This is a genomic window from Faecalibacterium sp. Marseille-Q3530 (genome assembly GCF_017377625.1).
Lineage (GTDB): Bacteria > Bacillota > Clostridia > Oscillospirales > Ruminococcaceae > Faecalibacterium > Faecalibacterium prausnitzii_E.
Window position 1 is genome coordinate 103,616 of sequence record NZ_JAFREH010000001.1, and the last position, 16,700, is coordinate 120,315.

Annotated in this window: 15 protein-coding genes and 1 tRNA gene; 4 read left to right on the forward strand and 12 right to left on the reverse strand. The window is 60.0% G+C overall.

Features of this window, described 5'->3' with window-relative positions; genetic code table 11:
• Window positions 1-33: 33 nt before the first annotated feature.
• Window positions 34-576, reverse strand: a complete 543-nt coding sequence (locus J3350_RS00500; protein ID WP_207685337.1) for a GNAT family N-acetyltransferase — start codon at window positions 574-576, stop codon at window positions 34-36.
• Between the two features lie 187 nt (window positions 577-763).
• Here J3350_RS00500 and J3350_RS00505 point away from each other — a divergent pair, with 187 nt between their 5' ends.
• From J3350_RS00505 to J3350_RS00515, 3 genes are read left to right on the forward strand one after another with little or no spacing between them, the layout of a single operon-like run.
• On the forward strand, window positions 764-1,516 hold the full coding sequence (locus J3350_RS00505; RefSeq protein ID WP_118553305.1) for a GntR family transcriptional regulator: 753 nt from the start codon (window positions 764-766) through the stop codon (window positions 1,514-1,516).
• A 15-nt stretch (window positions 1,517-1,531) separates the two neighbouring features.
• Window positions 1,532-2,470 carry an aspartate carbamoyltransferase gene (pyrB, locus tag J3350_RS00510; RefSeq protein ID WP_207685338.1) on the forward strand — a complete coding sequence of 313 codons (939 nt, stop codon included), beginning with the start codon at window positions 1,532-1,534 and terminating at the stop codon, window positions 2,468-2,470.
• A 1-nt stretch (window position 2,471) separates the two neighbouring features.
• The gene (locus tag J3350_RS00515; RefSeq protein ID WP_097792065.1) at window positions 2,472-2,909 is read left to right on the forward strand and encodes an aspartate carbamoyltransferase regulatory subunit; all 438 of its coding nucleotides are present in this window, start codon (window positions 2,472-2,474) and stop codon (window positions 2,907-2,909) included.
• Window positions 2,910-3,106: 197 nt separating this feature from the next.
• Here J3350_RS00515 and J3350_RS00520 read toward each other — a convergent pair whose 3' ends face one another.
• The 8 genes from J3350_RS00520 to pyrH all read right to left on the reverse strand — a co-directional run bounded on the left by J3350_RS00520 (window position 3,107) and on the right by pyrH (window position 13,995).
• Complete coding sequence (locus J3350_RS00520; RefSeq protein ID WP_207685631.1) at window positions 3,107-7,360, reverse strand: PolC-type DNA polymerase III; 4,254 nt, start codon at window positions 7,358-7,360, stop codon at window positions 3,107-3,109.
• 125 nt (window positions 7,361-7,485) lie between these two features.
• Entirely contained in the window at window positions 7,486-8,538 is a 1,053-nt protein-coding gene (ispG, locus tag J3350_RS00525; protein ID WP_097792064.1) for a flavodoxin-dependent (E)-4-hydroxy-3-methylbut-2-enyl-diphosphate synthase, read from the reverse strand.
• A gap of 10 nt (window positions 8,539-8,548) precedes the next feature.
• Window positions 8,549-9,709, reverse strand: coding sequence for an RIP metalloprotease (locus J3350_RS00530; RefSeq protein WP_207685339.1), 1,161 nt, complete (start codon window positions 9,707-9,709; stop codon window positions 8,549-8,551).
• A 36-nt stretch (window positions 9,710-9,745) separates the two neighbouring features.
• Entirely contained in the window at window positions 9,746-10,897 is a 1,152-nt protein-coding gene (gene dxr / locus J3350_RS00535) for a 1-deoxy-D-xylulose-5-phosphate reductoisomerase (protein ID WP_097792062.1), read from the reverse strand.
• Between the two features lie 25 nt (window positions 10,898-10,922).
• On the reverse strand, window positions 10,923-11,783 hold the full coding sequence (locus J3350_RS00540; RefSeq protein ID WP_118553309.1) for a phosphatidate cytidylyltransferase: 861 nt from the start codon (window positions 11,781-11,783) through the stop codon (window positions 10,923-10,925).
• A 38-nt stretch (window positions 11,784-11,821) separates the two neighbouring features.
• The gene (gene uppS / locus J3350_RS00545) at window positions 11,822-12,535 is read right to left on the reverse strand and encodes a polyprenyl diphosphate synthase (RefSeq protein WP_118553310.1); all 714 of its coding nucleotides are present in this window, start codon (window positions 12,533-12,535) and stop codon (window positions 11,822-11,824) included.
• A gap of 110 nt (window positions 12,536-12,645) precedes the next feature.
• Window positions 12,646-13,200, reverse strand: coding sequence for a ribosome recycling factor (gene frr, locus J3350_RS00550; protein WP_118553311.1), 555 nt, complete (start codon window positions 13,198-13,200; stop codon window positions 12,646-12,648).
• Between the two features lie 84 nt (window positions 13,201-13,284).
• The gene (gene pyrH, locus J3350_RS00555) at window positions 13,285-13,995 is read right to left on the reverse strand and encodes a UMP kinase (protein ID WP_097792058.1); all 711 of its coding nucleotides are present in this window, start codon (window positions 13,993-13,995) and stop codon (window positions 13,285-13,287) included.
• Between the two features lie 181 nt (window positions 13,996-14,176).
• On the opposite strand from pyrH, the gene J3350_RS00560 reads away from it, so the two are divergent.
• Window positions 14,177-14,251: transfer RNA gene (locus tag J3350_RS00560), tRNA-Gly, on the forward strand.
• 112 nt (window positions 14,252-14,363) lie between these two features.
• On the opposite strand, the gene J3350_RS00565 is transcribed toward J3350_RS00560, so the two are convergent.
• From J3350_RS00565 to J3350_RS00575, 3 genes are all read right to left on the reverse strand, one after another.
• A complete protein-coding gene (locus J3350_RS00565) occupies window positions 14,364-14,789 on the reverse strand; it encodes a hypothetical protein (protein WP_207685340.1) in 426 nt (141 codons plus the stop codon).
• A 178-nt stretch (window positions 14,790-14,967) separates the two neighbouring features.
• Complete coding sequence (locus J3350_RS00570) at window positions 14,968-15,363, reverse strand: hypothetical protein (RefSeq protein WP_207685341.1); 396 nt, start codon at window positions 15,361-15,363, stop codon at window positions 14,968-14,970.
• A gap of 18 nt (window positions 15,364-15,381) precedes the next feature.
• On the reverse strand, window positions 15,382-16,677 hold the full coding sequence (locus tag J3350_RS00575) for a diaminopimelate decarboxylase (RefSeq protein ID WP_207685342.1): 1,296 nt from the start codon (window positions 16,675-16,677) through the stop codon (window positions 15,382-15,384).
• Window positions 16,678-16,700: the final 23 nt, after the last annotated feature.

Sequence of the window (16,700 nt, forward strand, 5' to 3'; positions counted from 1 at the left end):
ATTCTGGAAAGCGTTCGCCGCAGCTCTGCTTTTTCATATTCTTTTTTCGAGCAGATACCGGTCATAGCCGCCGTACATCTCCCGGCGGGCCGCAATGGTGAAGCCGCAGGCGAGCGCGTTGTTTAAGCTGTACTGATTTTCCGGGCTGACGGTGGCCCCGATGCCCACGATGCCGGGCCGCAGAAGCGGCAGGGCGGCTTCCAGCAGCTTCCGCTGCAAGCCGTTGCCCCGCCAGTCCGGGTGGACAACGGCGCTGTCGGCATTGGCCCAGTGGTCCCACTCGGCCTGCGGGATGCCCAAAAAGGCCGCATAGTTGTGTTCGCTCTGCCCGCAGTAGCGCAGGATGAAATAGGCCCCCAGCCGCTCTCCATCGAACACGCCCAGACACAAATCGTGTGCAAGATAGGCTGTGATGTTTTCCTGTGTGTCGGGCACGAACTGCTCCGGGTGCGGCATGGCGGCCCGCACTTCATTTTGCAGCGCGAAGAAGGCGGCGGCGTCCGCCGGGCCGCACCGGCGCACCGCAACGGGAAGTGCAGCGGGCTGACCGCACACTTTGTTCAGCAGAAGTTCCATTTCCAAGACCCTCCAAAATAAAATCATACTTTCTTCCGGATTCCAGTAGAATTGCCGTTTGAAATCATCTCATCTTATGTTATAATGAATACAAGAAAATTTGTCCAGTAAAACTTTGGGGTTGCCGGGCAGTTTTTCGGAAAGTCCAGGCGGGAGCTTCCCGCCCGTGAACCGGAGGATACAACCTATGAAAGATTCCAGCTCTTCGTCTATCCGCCTGGGCGGGGCCGTCATCAGCGACCGCATTGTGTCGGCCCTGCTGGAGGAACTGCGCACCGGGCGCTACGCCGACGCAGACCGTCTGCCCGCAGAGGTCGATCTGGCTGCACAGCTCAGCGTCAGCCGCACGGTCATCCGCGATGCTCTGAGCGAGATGGAGCGCGCCGGTTACATCGAGCGGGTGCGCGGCATCGGCACCGTGGTCAACCGCACGGTGCTCAACCTGCGCAGCCGGTTGGACCAGAAGCTGGAATACTACCCGCTGATCCGCAGTTTTGGCAGCTACCCCCACGCCGATGGCATCCAGATCTATCCCATCCGCGCCGGGGCCGAGCTGGCCCGCGACCTAGCCATTGAACCGGGGGATGAGGTGATCTGCATCAAAAAGCGCATCCTCGCCGACACCACCCCGGTCATCTACTCCATCGATTATCTGCCCCGCGCCCTGTTTGGCAACCGGGACTACACCCGCATCGACCTGAGCGGCGGCGTGTTCGATATCCTGGAGCAGGAGTGCAGCCAGCAGATCTCGTCCAACGTAGCGCACCTGAAGGCCAGCTGCGGCGACGAGTCCATCCGCGCTGCCATGCGGCTGGCACCGGGCGAGGCCATGCTGCTGCTCGACGAGATCTGTTTCAACCGGCTGTGTCATCCGGTCATGCGCTCGCTGAGTTATTACACCAACTTCTTCGATTTTTCCATTCTGCGAAAATTACTTTGACGGAGGTAAAAATCCATGCGCCATCTGATCGACCCCTTGGATCTCAGCCCGGAAGAGATCACTTCCCTGCTGGACCTGGCTGACCGCATCCGCAGCGACCCGGCTGCTTACCAGGACGTCGCGGCCCACAAAAAGCTCGCCACCCTGTTCTACGAGCCGTCCACCCGCCCCCGCCTCTCCTTTGAGGCGGCCATGCTGAACCTGGGCGGCCATGTGCTGGGTTTTCCGAGTGAGAACGTCTCTAGCGCCTCCAAGGGCGAAAGCGTTGCCGACACCATCCGCGTGGTCTCCTGCTACGCCGACATCGTGGCCATGCGCCACCCGAAAGAAGGTGCACCCCTGCGCGCCAGCCGCTATTCCCGCATCCCGGTCATCAACGCGGGCGACGGCGGCCACCAGCACCCCACCCAGACCATGACCGACCTGATGACCATCCGCACCCGGATGGGCCGTCTGGACGATCTGACCATCGGCCTGTGCGGCGATCTGAAGTTCGGCCGCACCGTCCACTCCCTCATCAAGACCATGGCCCGCTGCAAAAACATCCGCTTCGTGCTCATCAGCCCGGAAGAGCTGCGTGTGCCCGATTACATCATCAAGGATGTGCTGGAAGCCAACGGCATCGCCTACCGCGAGACCCGTAGCCTGGAGGACTCCATGCCGGAGCTTGACATCCTCTATATGACCCGTGTGCAGAAGGAGCGCTTCTTCAACGAGGAAGACTACGTCCGCCTGAAAAACAGCTACATCCTGACCAGCGACAAGATGGCGCTGGCCAAGGAACACATGGCCGTGCTGCATCCCCTGCCCCGCGTGAATGAGATCGCACTGGACGTGGACGACGACCCCCGCGCCGCTTACTTTGAGCAGGTGCAGAACGGCGTCTACGTCCGCATGGCGCTCATCATGACGCTGCTGGGTCTGGCCGACCCCAAAACCAAGGAGGAACATTGAAATGCTGAACATTGATGAGATTCAGAATGGCATCGTGATCGACCACATCAAAGCAGGCACCGCTATGGGCCTGATGGATCTGCTGGGCATCAAGGGCAACCGCACCGCCAATGTAGCGCTGATCCAGAACGCCCGCTCCCACAAGGCCGAATGCGGCCGCAAAGACATCATCAAGGTGGAGGGCGACGCTTCTTGGCTGAACCTGGACGTCCTGGCTTACCTGGACCCCAACATCAGCGTGACCATCATCCAGGATGGCAAGGCGGTCAAGAAGGAGAAGCCCCAGCCCCCCAAGCGTCTGGTCAACATCGTGCGGTGCAAAAACCCGCGCTGCATCTCCTCCATTGAGGAAGAGTGCGACCAGATCTTTGAGCTGAGCTCCAACGGCAAGTATCGCTGCATCTACTGCGAGCAGGAGCTGCAGGTCAAACCGGAATAATTATACCCCCGCGTGGAAACGCGGGGGTATGCAGAACGGCCCCATAGGGGCCACAATATCAGCCGCGCCGAAAGGCGCACAATGAGAGCGACGTCAACCGCATACTGACGTCGCTCTTAATATTTTTCTGTCTACTTGACATGGTGCACTTCAAGTGCTTCTCTTCAACGAAGTAGACTACAGATGTTTTTTATAGTTTAGAAAAAGCTCACCTGGCTGCTCTCCGGCAGGTCGCCGAGGGCACCCACCTGGCGCAGGCGGTCCAGAATGGCGTTGCTGACGCCGGACGCCTGTTGCAATTCCTCGATGGACAGATACTCCTGCCCCTGGATGGTTGCTTTTTCCAGTGCATCGGCGGCGGCACCTCCCAGACCCTTCAGCGACGAAAACGGCAGACGAACTTTGCCATCCTCCACGATGTAGCTGGAACCGCGGCTCTTACCCAGTTCGATGGGCAGGAACTCATAGCCGCGCACCAGCATCTCGTTGACGAGCTGCAGCGAAACGAGGACGTCTTCGTCCTTGGCGTTTTTCTCTTCCTTCAGGCGGCGCTTGACCTCGTTCATGTGGGCGCGGGCCACTGCGGCACCGCCCACAGCAGCTTCGTAGTCGATGTCGTCACCACGCACCGTGAAGTAGACCGCATAAAACGCCTGGGGACGATAGATCTTGAACCACATCAGCCGGATGGCCGACATCAGGTAGGCCACCGCATGGGCTTTCGGGAACATATACTTGATCTTTCGGCAGGACTCGATGTACCAGTCCGGGACCTCGTGCTCCCGCATGGCCTCTTCCCAGCCGGGCTTGAAGCCGCCCTTGGCCACCTTGCCCTTACGGACGGCCTCCATGATATCGAAGGCCATCTTCGGTTCCAGCCCCTTGCGGAGCAGGTAGAGCATGATGCTGTCACGGCAGCCGATGACCTCGGCGATGGTGCAGGTGCCGCTGCGGATCAGTTCATCGGCGTTATTGGTCCAGACATCCGTGCCATGGGACAGGCCGGAGATCTGGATCAGCTCGGAGAAGTTTTTGGGCCGGGCCTCCACCAGCATTCCGCGCACGAAGTTCGTGCCCATTTCCGGGATGCCGAAGGTGCCGGTCTGGCTGTCGATCTGCTCCGGCGTCACGCCCAGTGCTTCCGGGCTGGTCAGCAGGCTGTACACCTTGGGGTCGTTCATGGGGATGGAGTCGATTGGGATGCCGGTGTACTCCTCAAAATACTTGTAAAAAGTGGGCATATCGTGGCCCAGTTCGTCCAGCTTGAGCAGAGTATCATGGAGGTATTTGAACTCGAAGTGGGTGGTCAGCAGGCCGCCCGCCACGTCATCGGCCGGGTGCTGGATGGGGCAGAAATCGTAGATCTCGTAGGTGTCGGGCACGACGACCATGCCGCCGGGGTGCTGGCCGGTGGTGCGCTTGACGCCGGTACAGCCCAGCGTCAGGCGGTTCTCCTCGGCGTGGTTGACCGTTCTCCCCCGCTCTTCCAGATATTTTTTGACGTAGCCATACGCCGTTTTGTCCTGGATACCGGACACGGTGCCGGCCTTGAAGACGTTGGCTTTGCCGAACAGCTCCTCGGTGTAGCGGTGGACGTTGGACTGGTACTCACCGGAGAAGTTCAGGTCGATATCCGGTTCCTTATCGCCGTAAAAGCCCAGGAAGGTCTCGAATGGGATGTCGTGGCCGTCCACGAGCATCCGGGTGCCGCAGTGGGGGCAGTTTTTATCCGGCAGGTCGAAGCCGTCGTCCACGCTGCCGTCGGTGATGAACTCGCTGTGTTTGCACTTGGGGCAGCGGTAGTGGGGCGGCAGGCTGTTGACCTCCGAGATGCCGGAGAAGTGGGCCACAGCCGACGAGCCGACCGAACCACGGCTGCCCACCTGATAGCCGCCCGCGTTGGAGTAGGCCACCAGCTTGACCGCGATGACGTACAGAACCGCGTAGCCATGGCCGCAGATGGAGTCCAACTCCTTTTGCAGCCGCTTCTCGACGATCTCCGGCAGCGGGTCGCCGTAATCCCGCTTGGCGTGTTCCCACGTTGCATCGCGCAGTTGCTGCTCTGCACCTTCGATGCTGGGCGGGTAGGTGCCGCGTGGGATGGCACGGACATTGCCGTCGATGGAAGCCGCGATCTTGCGCGGATTGGTCACGACGATCTCATACGCCTTTTCTTTGGGCAGATAGCTGAACTGTTTCAGCATGTCCTCGGTGGTGCGGTAGAACAGCGGCGGCTGGTTGTCGGCATCCTTGAAACCGTTGCCCGCTTGAAGGACAGAGCGGTAGATGGCGTCTTCCGGCTCGGTGAAATGGACGTCGCCGGTGGCGATGACCGGCTTGTGCAGGTCTTCGCCCAGCTGGATGACAGTGCGGTTGAACTCCTTGATAACCTCTTCGCTGTCCACCTTGCCCTCGCGGACCATATAGGCGTTGTTGCCCAGCGGCTGGATCTCCAGCACATCGTAATAGGCCGCGATCTTCTTCAATTCCTCGTAGGAGCGTCCTTCCACGATGGCGCGGTAAAGCTCGCCTGCTTCACAGGCGGAGGTCAGGATGAGGCCATCGCGGTACTTGTTCAACAGGCTGCGGGGCACACGGGGCTTTTTGAAGAAGTAGTTGACATGGGCCTCGCTGACGATCTTGTACAGATTTTTCAGGCCCATCTGGTTCTTGACCAGAATGATGAGGTGGTAGTATTTCTTCTTCAGCACCTCACGGTTGCCGCCCAGGCCGGTGTTGATGTCGCTGACGGCCGTGACCTGCTTTTCTTCCAGATCCTTCAGCATCACGCAGAAAATGCGGCCCAGCGCCCCGGCATCCTCGCAGGCGCGGTGGGCCTCGTAGGCGGGCAGTTCCAGATGCTTGTTGATGGTGCCCTGCTTGTAGTTGTGCAGGCCGGGGTACATGGCCTGCGCCATGGTCAGGGTGTCGATATAGGTCGGTTCAAACGAGATGCCGCTCCGTTTGGCCGCGATGCGGAGGAAGCGGATGTCGAACGAGTGGGCGTTGTGGGCCACCAGAATGCGCCCGCCTGCAAAATCCAAGAACGCCTGCAATGCCTCGGCCTCACTGGGGGCATCGGCGACCATCTCGTTGGTGATGCCGGTCAGCTCGGTGATCTTGGGTGTGATGGGCTTGCCGGGTTTGACGAAGGTGTCAAATTCCTCCACGACTTCGCCGTTTTTCACGATGACGCCGCCGATCTCGGTCAGGTACTCCACGTTGGGGTCCAGCCCGGTGGTCTCGGTGTCGAACACGCAGAACTCCCCCGTCAGGGGCGCATCCTGCACACCGTAGACGCAGGGGATCATGTCGTCCACGAAATAGGCCTCGCAGCCGTAGATGAGCTTGAAGTTCGGGTCGCTTTTGTGGATGTCGTCCGCTGCCAGCATGGCTTCCGGGTAGCCCTGACAGACGCCGTGGTCAGTGATGGCGATCGCCGGGTGTCCCATCCGATGGGCCAGCCGGACGATGCCGCCGGGGTCGCAGAACGCATCCATGCTGGACAGCTTGGTATGCAGATGCAGCTCCACCCGCTTGACCGGGGCGTGGTCCTCCCGCTTTTTCCGCTCAACGAACAGCACATCGTAGGGATACACGATGTAGTCATGTTCATATTTGTCATACGAGCAGTCGCCGCGGACGATGATGGTGGTGCCCTTGGCGATGGACTCCCACTTCGAGCAGTCCTCCCCTTCCTGCGCGCGGATCTTCAGGTTGATGGAACCGGTGTAGTCAGTGATGGAAACGGTGTAGATCTTGCGGTAATTGCCCTTGACCTCCGTGAAGAAGACGTCGCCCCAGATGATGCACTTGCCGCCCTCGCCGCCCAGCTCCTTGAGGGGCGTGAGGTTCTTGGGGGCAAACATCTTTCCGTGGAAGATGGTGACTGGTTTGTCGGTGAGGTCGAGGCCGTCCACCTTGATGGACGGAGCGGTATTCTTTTTCTCGAACTTGACCACCGGCGGCGCGATCTTGCGCTCCAGTTTTTCCTCCATCTGGCGCAGTTCGGCTTCACCCACCGCACTGGTCAGGGTGACTTTGGGCTTGACGCCGGTATGCGCCGCCACCTGCTCGGCCAGCAGGCGCTCAAACTCCATCTCCTGCAAGAATTTGGTGCCGTGGCAGACACCGATGGCGATGTTCTGCCCGGTGATACGGATGGTGCACCGGTCCAGAAAGCCGTTGATGGGCACACCATCCCGCTTCATCTCTTCCATCAGCTCCCGCAGGGCCGTTTCGTTCAGTGAGGGATAACCGAAGAGGTTGTGGATGCGCAGTTCGAAGCCCTCATAATCGGGCTGCAGCGAGGCCGTCAGCCGCGCACACAGTCCCTTGTCCAGCGGAGCGGAGCTGCGCAGGGTGAAGATGACCTGCCGCTCCTGCCGCAGCATCTGGGCATGCTCTACGACAACGCGCCCGAAGCAGGACGCGAAATCCGGGTCCGCCATGAACTGCGGCCACAGCTGGGATACGAGTGGTGTCACAATGGTACTCCTTTGGTCGATGCGTTGACAGCACAAACTGCTGCGCTCTTTCTCAAAAGAGCGCAGCAGCGTATGGTTCAGATTCTCCGTCAGATCTTATAGATCTCATCCATGAACTGGTCGAGGATATTATCCCCGGTCAGCTTCTTGATGGGCTGGCCGTGGATGAACAGGACCGCCTCGCCCTTGCCGCCGGCAATGCCGATATCGGCTTCGCGGGCCTCGCCGGGGCCGTTGACCACGCAGCCCATGACGGCCACTTTGATGGATTTCTTGTAGCCTTGCAGCCGCTTTTCGACCTCGTTGGCGATCTCGGTGCAGGGGTACTGGGTGCGGCCGCAGGTCGGGCAGGTGATGACTTCCGGGCCGGCCACCGGGAAGCCGACCGCGCGCAGGATGTTGTAGCCCGCTTCCACTTCCTTTTCCGGCTCCGCAGCCAACGAGACGCGGATGGTGTCGCCGATGCCTTCCAGCAGCATCCCGCCGATGCCCATGCCGGACTTCAGCAGGCCCATCTGGTAGGTGCCCGCCTCGGTGACGCCCACATGAAGCGGGTAATCGGTGACGGCACTCAGCTGGCGGTAGGCCTCCATCATGCGGGGGACGTTGGAGTTCTTGATGGAGATGACGATGTTGTTGAAATCAAACTTTTCCAGCAGGCGGACGTGATACAGCGCACTTTCCACCATGGCTTCGGGCACGGGTGCGCCATACCGGGCCAGGATGTGCTTTTCCAGACTGCCGCCGTTGACGCCGATGCGGATGGGGATATTCTTCTGCTGGCAGGCCTGCACCACGGCCTTGACGCGGTCGTCGTCGCCGATGTTGCCGGGGTTGATGCGGATCTTATCCACGCCCACGTCTGCGCAGGCCAGTGCGGCCTTGTAATCAAAGTGGATATCCGCCACGATGGGGATATTCACCGCATTCTTGACGGCCTCGATGCACTTGGCGTCTGCTGCGCTGGGGCAGGTCACGCGCAGGATCTGACAGCCCGCCGCCTCGCAGCGCTTCGCCTGCGCCACGTTGCCCTCGATGTCCTCCACCGGGACGTTCAGCATGGTCTGCACCGCGATGGGGTTGTTGCCGCCGATGGTCACATTGCCGATCTTTACTTCTCGTTTCAGCTGCCGCATTGTCATTTTCCTTTCTTTAGACCGCCCCGGTGATGAGCCGGAGGATATCATTGTATGTTGCGAAGAGCATCAGGCCAAAGAACAGCGCGAACGCCGCCAGCGTCAGCCCGCTCTGGATCTTTTCCGGCACTGCATGGCCTGTAACGCCCTCGATGAGCAGGAACACCACCTTGCCGCCGTCCAATGCCGGGAAGGGCAGCAGATTGAAGATGCCCAGGTTCACGGTGATGAGCGCCAGCATCTGCAGCAGGTCCTGCCAGCCATAGCTGGCCGCCTGCCCGATGGCCGTCACGATGCCCACCGGGCCGGAGAGGTCGTTGATGCTCTCCCGGCCCCGCAGCAGGTCCATCAGGGAGGTGAAGATGATGCGCCCATAATAGAGCACACTGTTCCATGCTTCTTTTACCACGTTGGCCGGTGTTTTCCGGATGCCGTAGACCGTAAAGCCAAGGCTCATGTGGGTCTCGCCGCTGTCGTCCTGCCAGGTGTCGAACCGGACGCAGGGCAGCTCTACCTTTTCGCCGCCGCGCAGGACGGTGAAGCGGGCGGAGTAGTCCTCGGTGCGCATCAGCTCATAGAGCATGTCGTTCGCCACAAAGCACCGGCGGCCATTGACGGCCAGCACCTTATCCCCTGCTTCCAGACCCGTCTGGCCGCAGAGGGCACCATCGTCGATGGCGTAGATGACCCGGCTGGTGATGGGTTCGCTCTGTGCCGCAATGAGGATGACCATGACCACGAATCCCAGCAGGAAGTTCATGAACGCACCCGCCGCCATGATGAGGGCCCGCTGCCAGACCGCCGCCTCGTTCAGCGGCTTGCCGACAGGCTGCGCCGGTGCTTTCTCGTTCCCGGCTCCTCCATCCGGGGAACCGTCCGCGTCAGCGCACGAAGGGGGCGTCTGGGGTTCCGCATCGGGACGCTCCCCTTTCTCCGCCTGCTGGCTCTCCGGGCTCTCCTCCCCCTCCAGCGCCACGAATCCGCCCACCGGCAGCGCCCGCAGGCTGTACTGGGTGCCATTCTGCGTCTTTTTGAGCAGAACAGGCCCCATGCCGATGGAAAATTCGTTGACCTGCACCCTGCAGAGCTTGGCGACTGCAAAATGACCGAACTCGTGGATGGCGATCACTGCGCTGAACACGAGCACCGCAGCCAAAAGAGTAATGATAAAAGACATAGCTTCTCCAAAAATGAATTCATAAGCCGTGCGCGCTTACAGGTGGCTGCGCACGAAGGCGCGGGCCATTCTGTCGCACTCATACACGTCGGCCAGCGTGTAGTCGCCGCCGAAGCGGTCGCTGTCCACCACAGCCTCCACCAGACGGCCGATGTCCAAAAAGCCGATCTTGTCTTCAAGGAAGAGCTTGACGGCTTCTTCGTTGGCACCGTTGGCGGCGCAGGGGCCGAGGCCGCCCTTCTTGATGGCCTTTTTGCAGGCGGCAAGGCAGCGGAAAGTCTCCTCGTCGGCCACATCGAAGGTCAGCAGCTTGAGGGTGGTGAAATCCAGCTCCGGCACCACGCCCGGCACACGGGCCGGGTAGGTCAGTGCGTACTGGATGGGGATGCGCATATCGGGCACACCCAGCTGCGCGATGATGGAGTTGTCGCTGTACTGGACGGCGGAGTGGACGACGCTCTGGCGCTGGACCACGATCTGGATCTTCTCCGGGGGCAGACCGAACAGCCAGACGGCCTCGATCAGCTCCAGACCCTTGTTCATCAGGGTGGCGGAGTCGATGGTGATCTTGGCCCCCATGTTCCAGTTGGGGTGCTTCAGGGCATCGGCCTTGGTCTTGCCGCGCAGCTCCTCGGTCTTCATCCCGAAAAAGGGGCCGCCGGAAGCCGTCAGCAGGATCTTGGTCAGGCTCTTGGCGCTCTCCTTATCCTGCAAGCACTGGAAGATGGCGGAGTGCTCACTGTCCACAGGCAGCAGCTTGACGCCGTGTTTTGCCACCGCCTGCGTGACCAGATGGCCGCCGGTGACAAGGCTCTCCTTGTTGGCCAGTGCCAGGTCATGGCCGCTCTCGATGGCGGTCAGGCTGGCACCCAGACCGGCAATGCCGACCACGCTGTTCAGCACCACATCGGGGCCGTCCATCGCGGCCAGCTCCTTGAGGCCCTCCGGGCCGGTCAGCAGCCGGGGCGCCTGGGCGCGGCCTGCCAGTGCAGCGTCCAGCCGGGCCGCTGCGCCGGGGTCCGTCATGCAGACGTACCGGGGGTGGAACTCTTCGATCTGTTCCAGGATCTTCTCCACGTGGCTGTGGGCTGACAGGCCGAACACCTCATAGCCCTGTGCGCGGATAACATCCAGACTCTGGGTGCCGATGGAGCCGGTAGAGCCCAGCAGAGTGATTTTTTTAGACATCGTGTTTCCTCCTAAATTGAGCAAATCAGCGATAGAACACAGCGATGATGACCATCGTGACGAAGGGTGCGATGAACATGACGCTGTCAAAGCGGTCCAGGATGCCGCCGTGGCCGGGGAAGATGGTGCCGTAGTCCTTGATGCCGCACTGGCGCTTGACCACGCTGGCGAACAGGTCGCCGTAGATGCCCAGCACCGCCGCCACACAGGCCAGCAGCGCAATGACGACATACATCGAGACGCCGATGTTCGAGCGGGTGAAAGCCTCCAGCCGGTCGGCTGCGATGGAGTAGATCACCGTGACGACCACGCCGCAGACCATCGTGCCCAGCACACCGCCGATGGCACCTTCGACCGTCTTCTTGGGGCTGACCACGGGGCAGAGCTTATGCTTGCCGAAGGCGCGGCCTGCAAAGTAGGCGCAGGTGTCGCCGCCCCAAGCAAAGCAGAGGATCAGCAGGATGAAAAAGATCGCATCATAGCCGTATTCCGCCACAGGCAGCAGTTCCTTCAGCCGGATAAACGAATAGAAGCAGAACATCACAATGCCCGAAAACATCACAAGGCCGCTGGTCTTCGCAAAGCTGATGGTGCCGTTGCGCACCACGAGATAGATGGCGTAGAACAGCACGAGCAGGAACGAAGCCGGCATGACCAGCGCCCGCCAGACGGAATAGCTGGACAGCATGATCAGCAGCGTATACGGCACGGTGACGGCGTACAGCAGCCAGTCCTTCTTCTCGAAGCCGAGGGCCATATAGATCTCGTGGATGGCGATGAGGGTGATGGCAGCGATCACAAGGTTGAAGATCATCGTGTCAAAGGTAAAGAGCACACCGATCAGAACGAGGATGCCCACCACTGCGGTTATGATTCGTGTTTTCATAGAGTGTTTCTCCTTGGTTGTGTTTGCCGGGGGACGGTTCAGATGCCGCCGAACCGGCGGGAGCGCTTGTTGAACTCCGTGATGGCGGCGTCGAGGTCATCGCGGGTGAAGTCCGGCCACAGAACGTCCATCTCCACCAGCTCCGAATAGGCCGCCTGCCACAGCATGAAGTTGGACAGGCGCTTTTCTCCGCTCGGACGCAGGATGAAATCCGGGTCCTTCTGGCCGGTGGTGTACATGGCATCGGACATCATCTCTTCGGTGATCTCTTCGGGCTTGAGCTCCCCTGCTGCCACTCTGGCCGCCAGCTGCTGGGCGGCGCGGACGATCTCCGGGCGACCGCCGTAATTGACGGCAATGTTCAGGGTCATGCCGGTCTTGGAGGCAGAGTCGCCTTCCAGCTCATTCATCAGCTTCTGGAGCTTGGGGTCCAGCGCAGCGCGGTCGCCGAGGAACTTGATGCGGATGTTGCGGTCCTTGTAGTTGAAGCCCTTGAGCAGGTACTCGCCGAACAGCTTCATGATGGCGCTGACCTCTTCGAGGGGACGCTTCCAGTTCTCGGTCGAGAAGGCGTAAAAATACACCGATGAGACGCCCAGTTCCTCGCAGTAGTTGGCGATATCCTGGAAGACAGCTGCGCCCTTTTTGTGGCCTGCGGTGCGGGGCAGGCCGCGCTGCTTGGCCCAGCGGCCATTGCCGTCCATGATGATGCCGATGGAAAGGCCCTCGGCGAATTCTTTGGGATGCTCCATTGTACTTCTCCTCTCTGCGGCAAAGATCTTTTGCCTCTGCCGGTCGGCAAAAAGTGCCGCGCACTACGACCAGCACACGGCACTTGGAAAGGTCTCGTTCGCCGCGGCGATCAGACGGACATGATCTCCTTCTGCTTTTCCTCAACGGCTGCGTCGATGATCTTGATATACTTGTCGGTCAGCTTCTGGACATCCTCTTCCATGGTCTTCTGGGTATCCTCGGTCAACTCGCCAGCCTTCTTCATGGCCTTGGCCTTATCCATGGCCTCGCGGCGGATGTTGCGGGTCGCGACCTTGGCGTCCTCGCCCAGCTTGGAGACTTCCTTGGCCAGCTGCTTGCGGCGCTCCTCGGTGGGGGCCGGGAAGTTCAGGCGGATGGTCTGGCCGTCATCAATGGGGGTGATGCCCACATCGCTGGCCAGAATGGCCTTGCTGATGGCGCGCAGCAGGGTGCGGTCCCACGGGGTGATGGTCAGGGTGCGGGCCTCGCTGACGGCCACGGATGCCACCTGCTGGATGGGGGTGGGAGCGCCGTAGTAATCCACGCTCACCTTGTCCAGAACGGCGGGGTTTGCACGGCCTGCGCGAACCGAAGCCAGCTCACGGTTCAGGTGCTCGACGGTGCTCTTCATCTTTTCTTCGAATGCCTTAGTGTTGCTGCTCATTGTCGTTGTCTCCTGTTTGTACTTATTCTGCACAGGCAGCGGGGCCGCCTGTCTCATTCTATTGCTGCGGGGTGCGGGCTATGCTCAACCCTCGTAGACCAGGGTGCCGACGTTCTCGCCCTGCACGGCCTTTGCAATGTTGTCCGGGTCTGCCAGATCGAACACCAGGATGGGGAGCTTGTTGTCCCGGCAGAGGGTGGCGGCGGTGCCATCCATGACGGCCAGCTGATCTTCCAGCACCTTGGTAAAGGTCAGGGTGTCGTACTTCTTTGCGTCGGGGTACTTGTGGGGGTCCTTATCGTAGACGCCGTCCACCATGGTCGCCTTGAACATCACATCGGCGGACACCTCCACGGCGCGCAGTGCGGTGGCCGTATCGGTGGAGAAGAACGGGTTGCCCGTGCCGCCGCCAAAGACGGCGATCTTGCCCTCTTCCATAGCGCGCAGCGCGTCCTTGCGGGTAAAGGCCGGTGCCACCTGCGGCATGGTGATGGAGGTGAACACCTCGGTCGGGACGCCCAGCTGCTCCAGCTTGTCGGAGACGGCCAGCGCGTTCATCACCGTGGCCAGCATCCCGATCTTATCGGCCAGGGTGCGCTCCATCTTGCCGCTGGAACGGCCGCGCCAGAAGTTGCCGCCGCCCACGACGATGCCGATCTGTACGCCCAGATCGTGTGCCTTTTTCACGCCGCCGCAGATGGCGTCCATGGTCGGCTCATCAAAGCCGGTGCCCTTTTCGCCGCCCAGTGCTTCGCCGCTGATCTTCAGAAGGATACGCTGATATTTCAATGCCATAATCAATACACCACCTATGATATTTGAGCCGCCGGGAAGGACGGCCTTGTTTCTTCTGTCTATTTTACAATAAAATGCCTGCAAAGTAAACAGAAAAAGCAATTTGTCCCGCCAAACAACACAAAACTAAAATTTATGCTGGACATTTCGGCCAAACCATGCTATACTATCTCTTGCATTCGCGGGCATCGTACATCGGCTAGTATATCAGCCTTCCAAGCTGAGGAGGTGGGTTCGATTCCCATTGCCCGCTCCATGCAGATAAAAAGAGCTCAGGTCATTTGGACTTGGGCTCTTTTTATTTGTTTTGTTCATGCAAAAAAGGGGCCGCGCATTTGTTTCTGCGCGGCTCCCTGACTTTTATGCACTCAGACAAAGGAGAAATACAGAGCGCCTGCTGCTGCGCCCACGTTGGCGACGCCGAGCAGTGCACCGCCCAGCGAGCTGAAGTAGATCTTGGCCGAGTCGATCATGAGGTTGCCGTTGATGGTGCCCTCTTCTTCGGGGTACTGCTCCGGATGCTGCTTCTGCACCTGCGCTGCAACAGCGCCGATGTTCGCAATGTTCACATAGGCCAGCAGACCTGCACCGGTGCCAAGAACCGACGCCAGCACACTGCTGATCTGGCCTTTCTTGATGGCATTCACAACGTTCACGATGGCAAGTACGCCCATGGTCACGTTCATTGCCGTCGAGATCCAGTTGCCGACCGTTTCTGCGTCGAGTGCGCCGCCGGTCGTATATTCCAATTCCTCTTCGCTGAGGAGTGCGTAGCTGTTGGGATAAGTCATCATTTTTCTTTACCTCCAAATGATTGTTCGAGAGGGGTCCATTTGTACCCATTATAGAGACTGCGGAAAAATCTGTCAAGAGACGAAACTTTTGTCCGAACACACGAAACCGCCGCACTGCGAAGTTTTTGCGCTTCGCGTACAGCGGTTTCACGAGGATTTCACGTTTTATCCCCGGTGTTCACTTTTCTTCCGTCTTCGACTTCTGCTGCTCCTGCTCGGCGCGGAGTTTCCGGATGCGCTTTTTCTCGCTTTCGACGCGGGGCCAGGGCCAGGAGAAGCCCTCGTTCTCGCGGCACCATTTGACCAGCGGATAGAACGAGAACGCCAGACCGAACAGATACAGCAGCACGTACAGCACTGCATCCAGCGTGAACAGGGCATCCAGCGCGGCGATGACCGACATGATGCAGCCCGCCTTCAGGAAGAACAGGCCGTTCTGCCGACAGTATTCGTCGAAATGTTCCGCCTTGACGGCCCGGCGGCCCTGTTCGCCCCAGACGCGAGGGTTCTTCATGACCGTGTAGCCGTAAAAGACCATCATCAGACCGCAGGTCAGTTGAAATCCGAAAAACATAGCGTACCTCGTTCCAGTTTAGTCGTCGTAGCCCTCGAACAGCGGCTTCATGAAGGGCAGGAAGTCCAGCGTTGCGAAGTAGTCGCGCGGGGTCTCGGCACGGCGGATGAGACGATGGGAGCCGTCCTCACAGAGCAGCACTTCGGCGCACCACAGCTTGCCGTTGTAGTTGTAACCCATGGCCGAACCGTGGGCACCGGTGTCGTGGATATAGACCAGGTCGCCGATGTCGATCTTGGGCAGCATCCGGTCGATGGCGAACTTGTCGTTGTTCTCGCACAGGCCGCCGACCACGTCGTACTTGTGGTCACAGGGCGCATGTTCCTTGCCCAGCACGGTGATGTGGTGGTAAGCGCCGTACATGGCCGGGCGTATCAGGTTGGCCGCGCAGGCATCCAGACCGATGTACTCCTTGTAGATGTGCTTTTCGTGGATGGCCGTGGCCACCAGCGCGCCGTAGGGGCCGGTGGTAAAGCGGCCCATCTCGGTGAAGATGGCGACATCGCCCATACCGGCAGGCACCAGGATCTCCTCAAACTTCTTGCGGACGCCCTCGCCGATGGCCATGATGTCGTTCTCGGTCTGGTCGGGGCGGTACGGAATGCCCACGCCGCCGGACAGGTTGATGTAGGCGATGTGCGCACTGGTAGCCTTCTGGACGCGGACCGCCAGCTGGAACAGGATGCCGGCCAGCTCCGGATAGTAGGCGTCGGAGATGGTGTTGGAGGCCAGGAAGGCGTGGATGCCGAAGTTCTTTGCGCCCTTCTGCATCAGCTTCTTGTAGCTCTCGATCATCTGCTCCTCGGTCATGCCGTACTTGGCATCACCGGGCTTGTCCATGACCTGGAAGCCTTCTTCGCTCTCGCCCAGCTGGAACGTTCCGCCCGGATTGTAGCGGCAGAAGATGTTCTCCGGCACACCGGCCACACGGTCGAGGAAGTCCACCATGGTGGCGTCATCGAGGTTGATGTAGGCACCCAGCTCGTAGGCTTTCTTCATGTCCTCGACCGGGGTCTGGTTGGAGGAGAACATGATGTCGCTGCCGGTAAAGCCGCAGACTTCGCTGAGCATCAGCTCGGTCAGGGAGGAGCAGTCCACACCGCAGCCCTCTTCCTTCAGGATCTGCAGGATGACCGGGTTGGGCAGCGCCTTGACGGCGAAATACTCGCGGAAGCCCTTGTTCCAGCTGAACGCCTTGTTGATGCGGCGGGCATTCTCGCGGATGCCCTTTTCATCGTAGACATGGAACGGGGTGGGCACGTCCTGGAGGATCTCCTGGGCCTGCGCTTCGGTCAGAAACGGTTTCTTTTCCATAATATACTTCCCTCACATTTTAT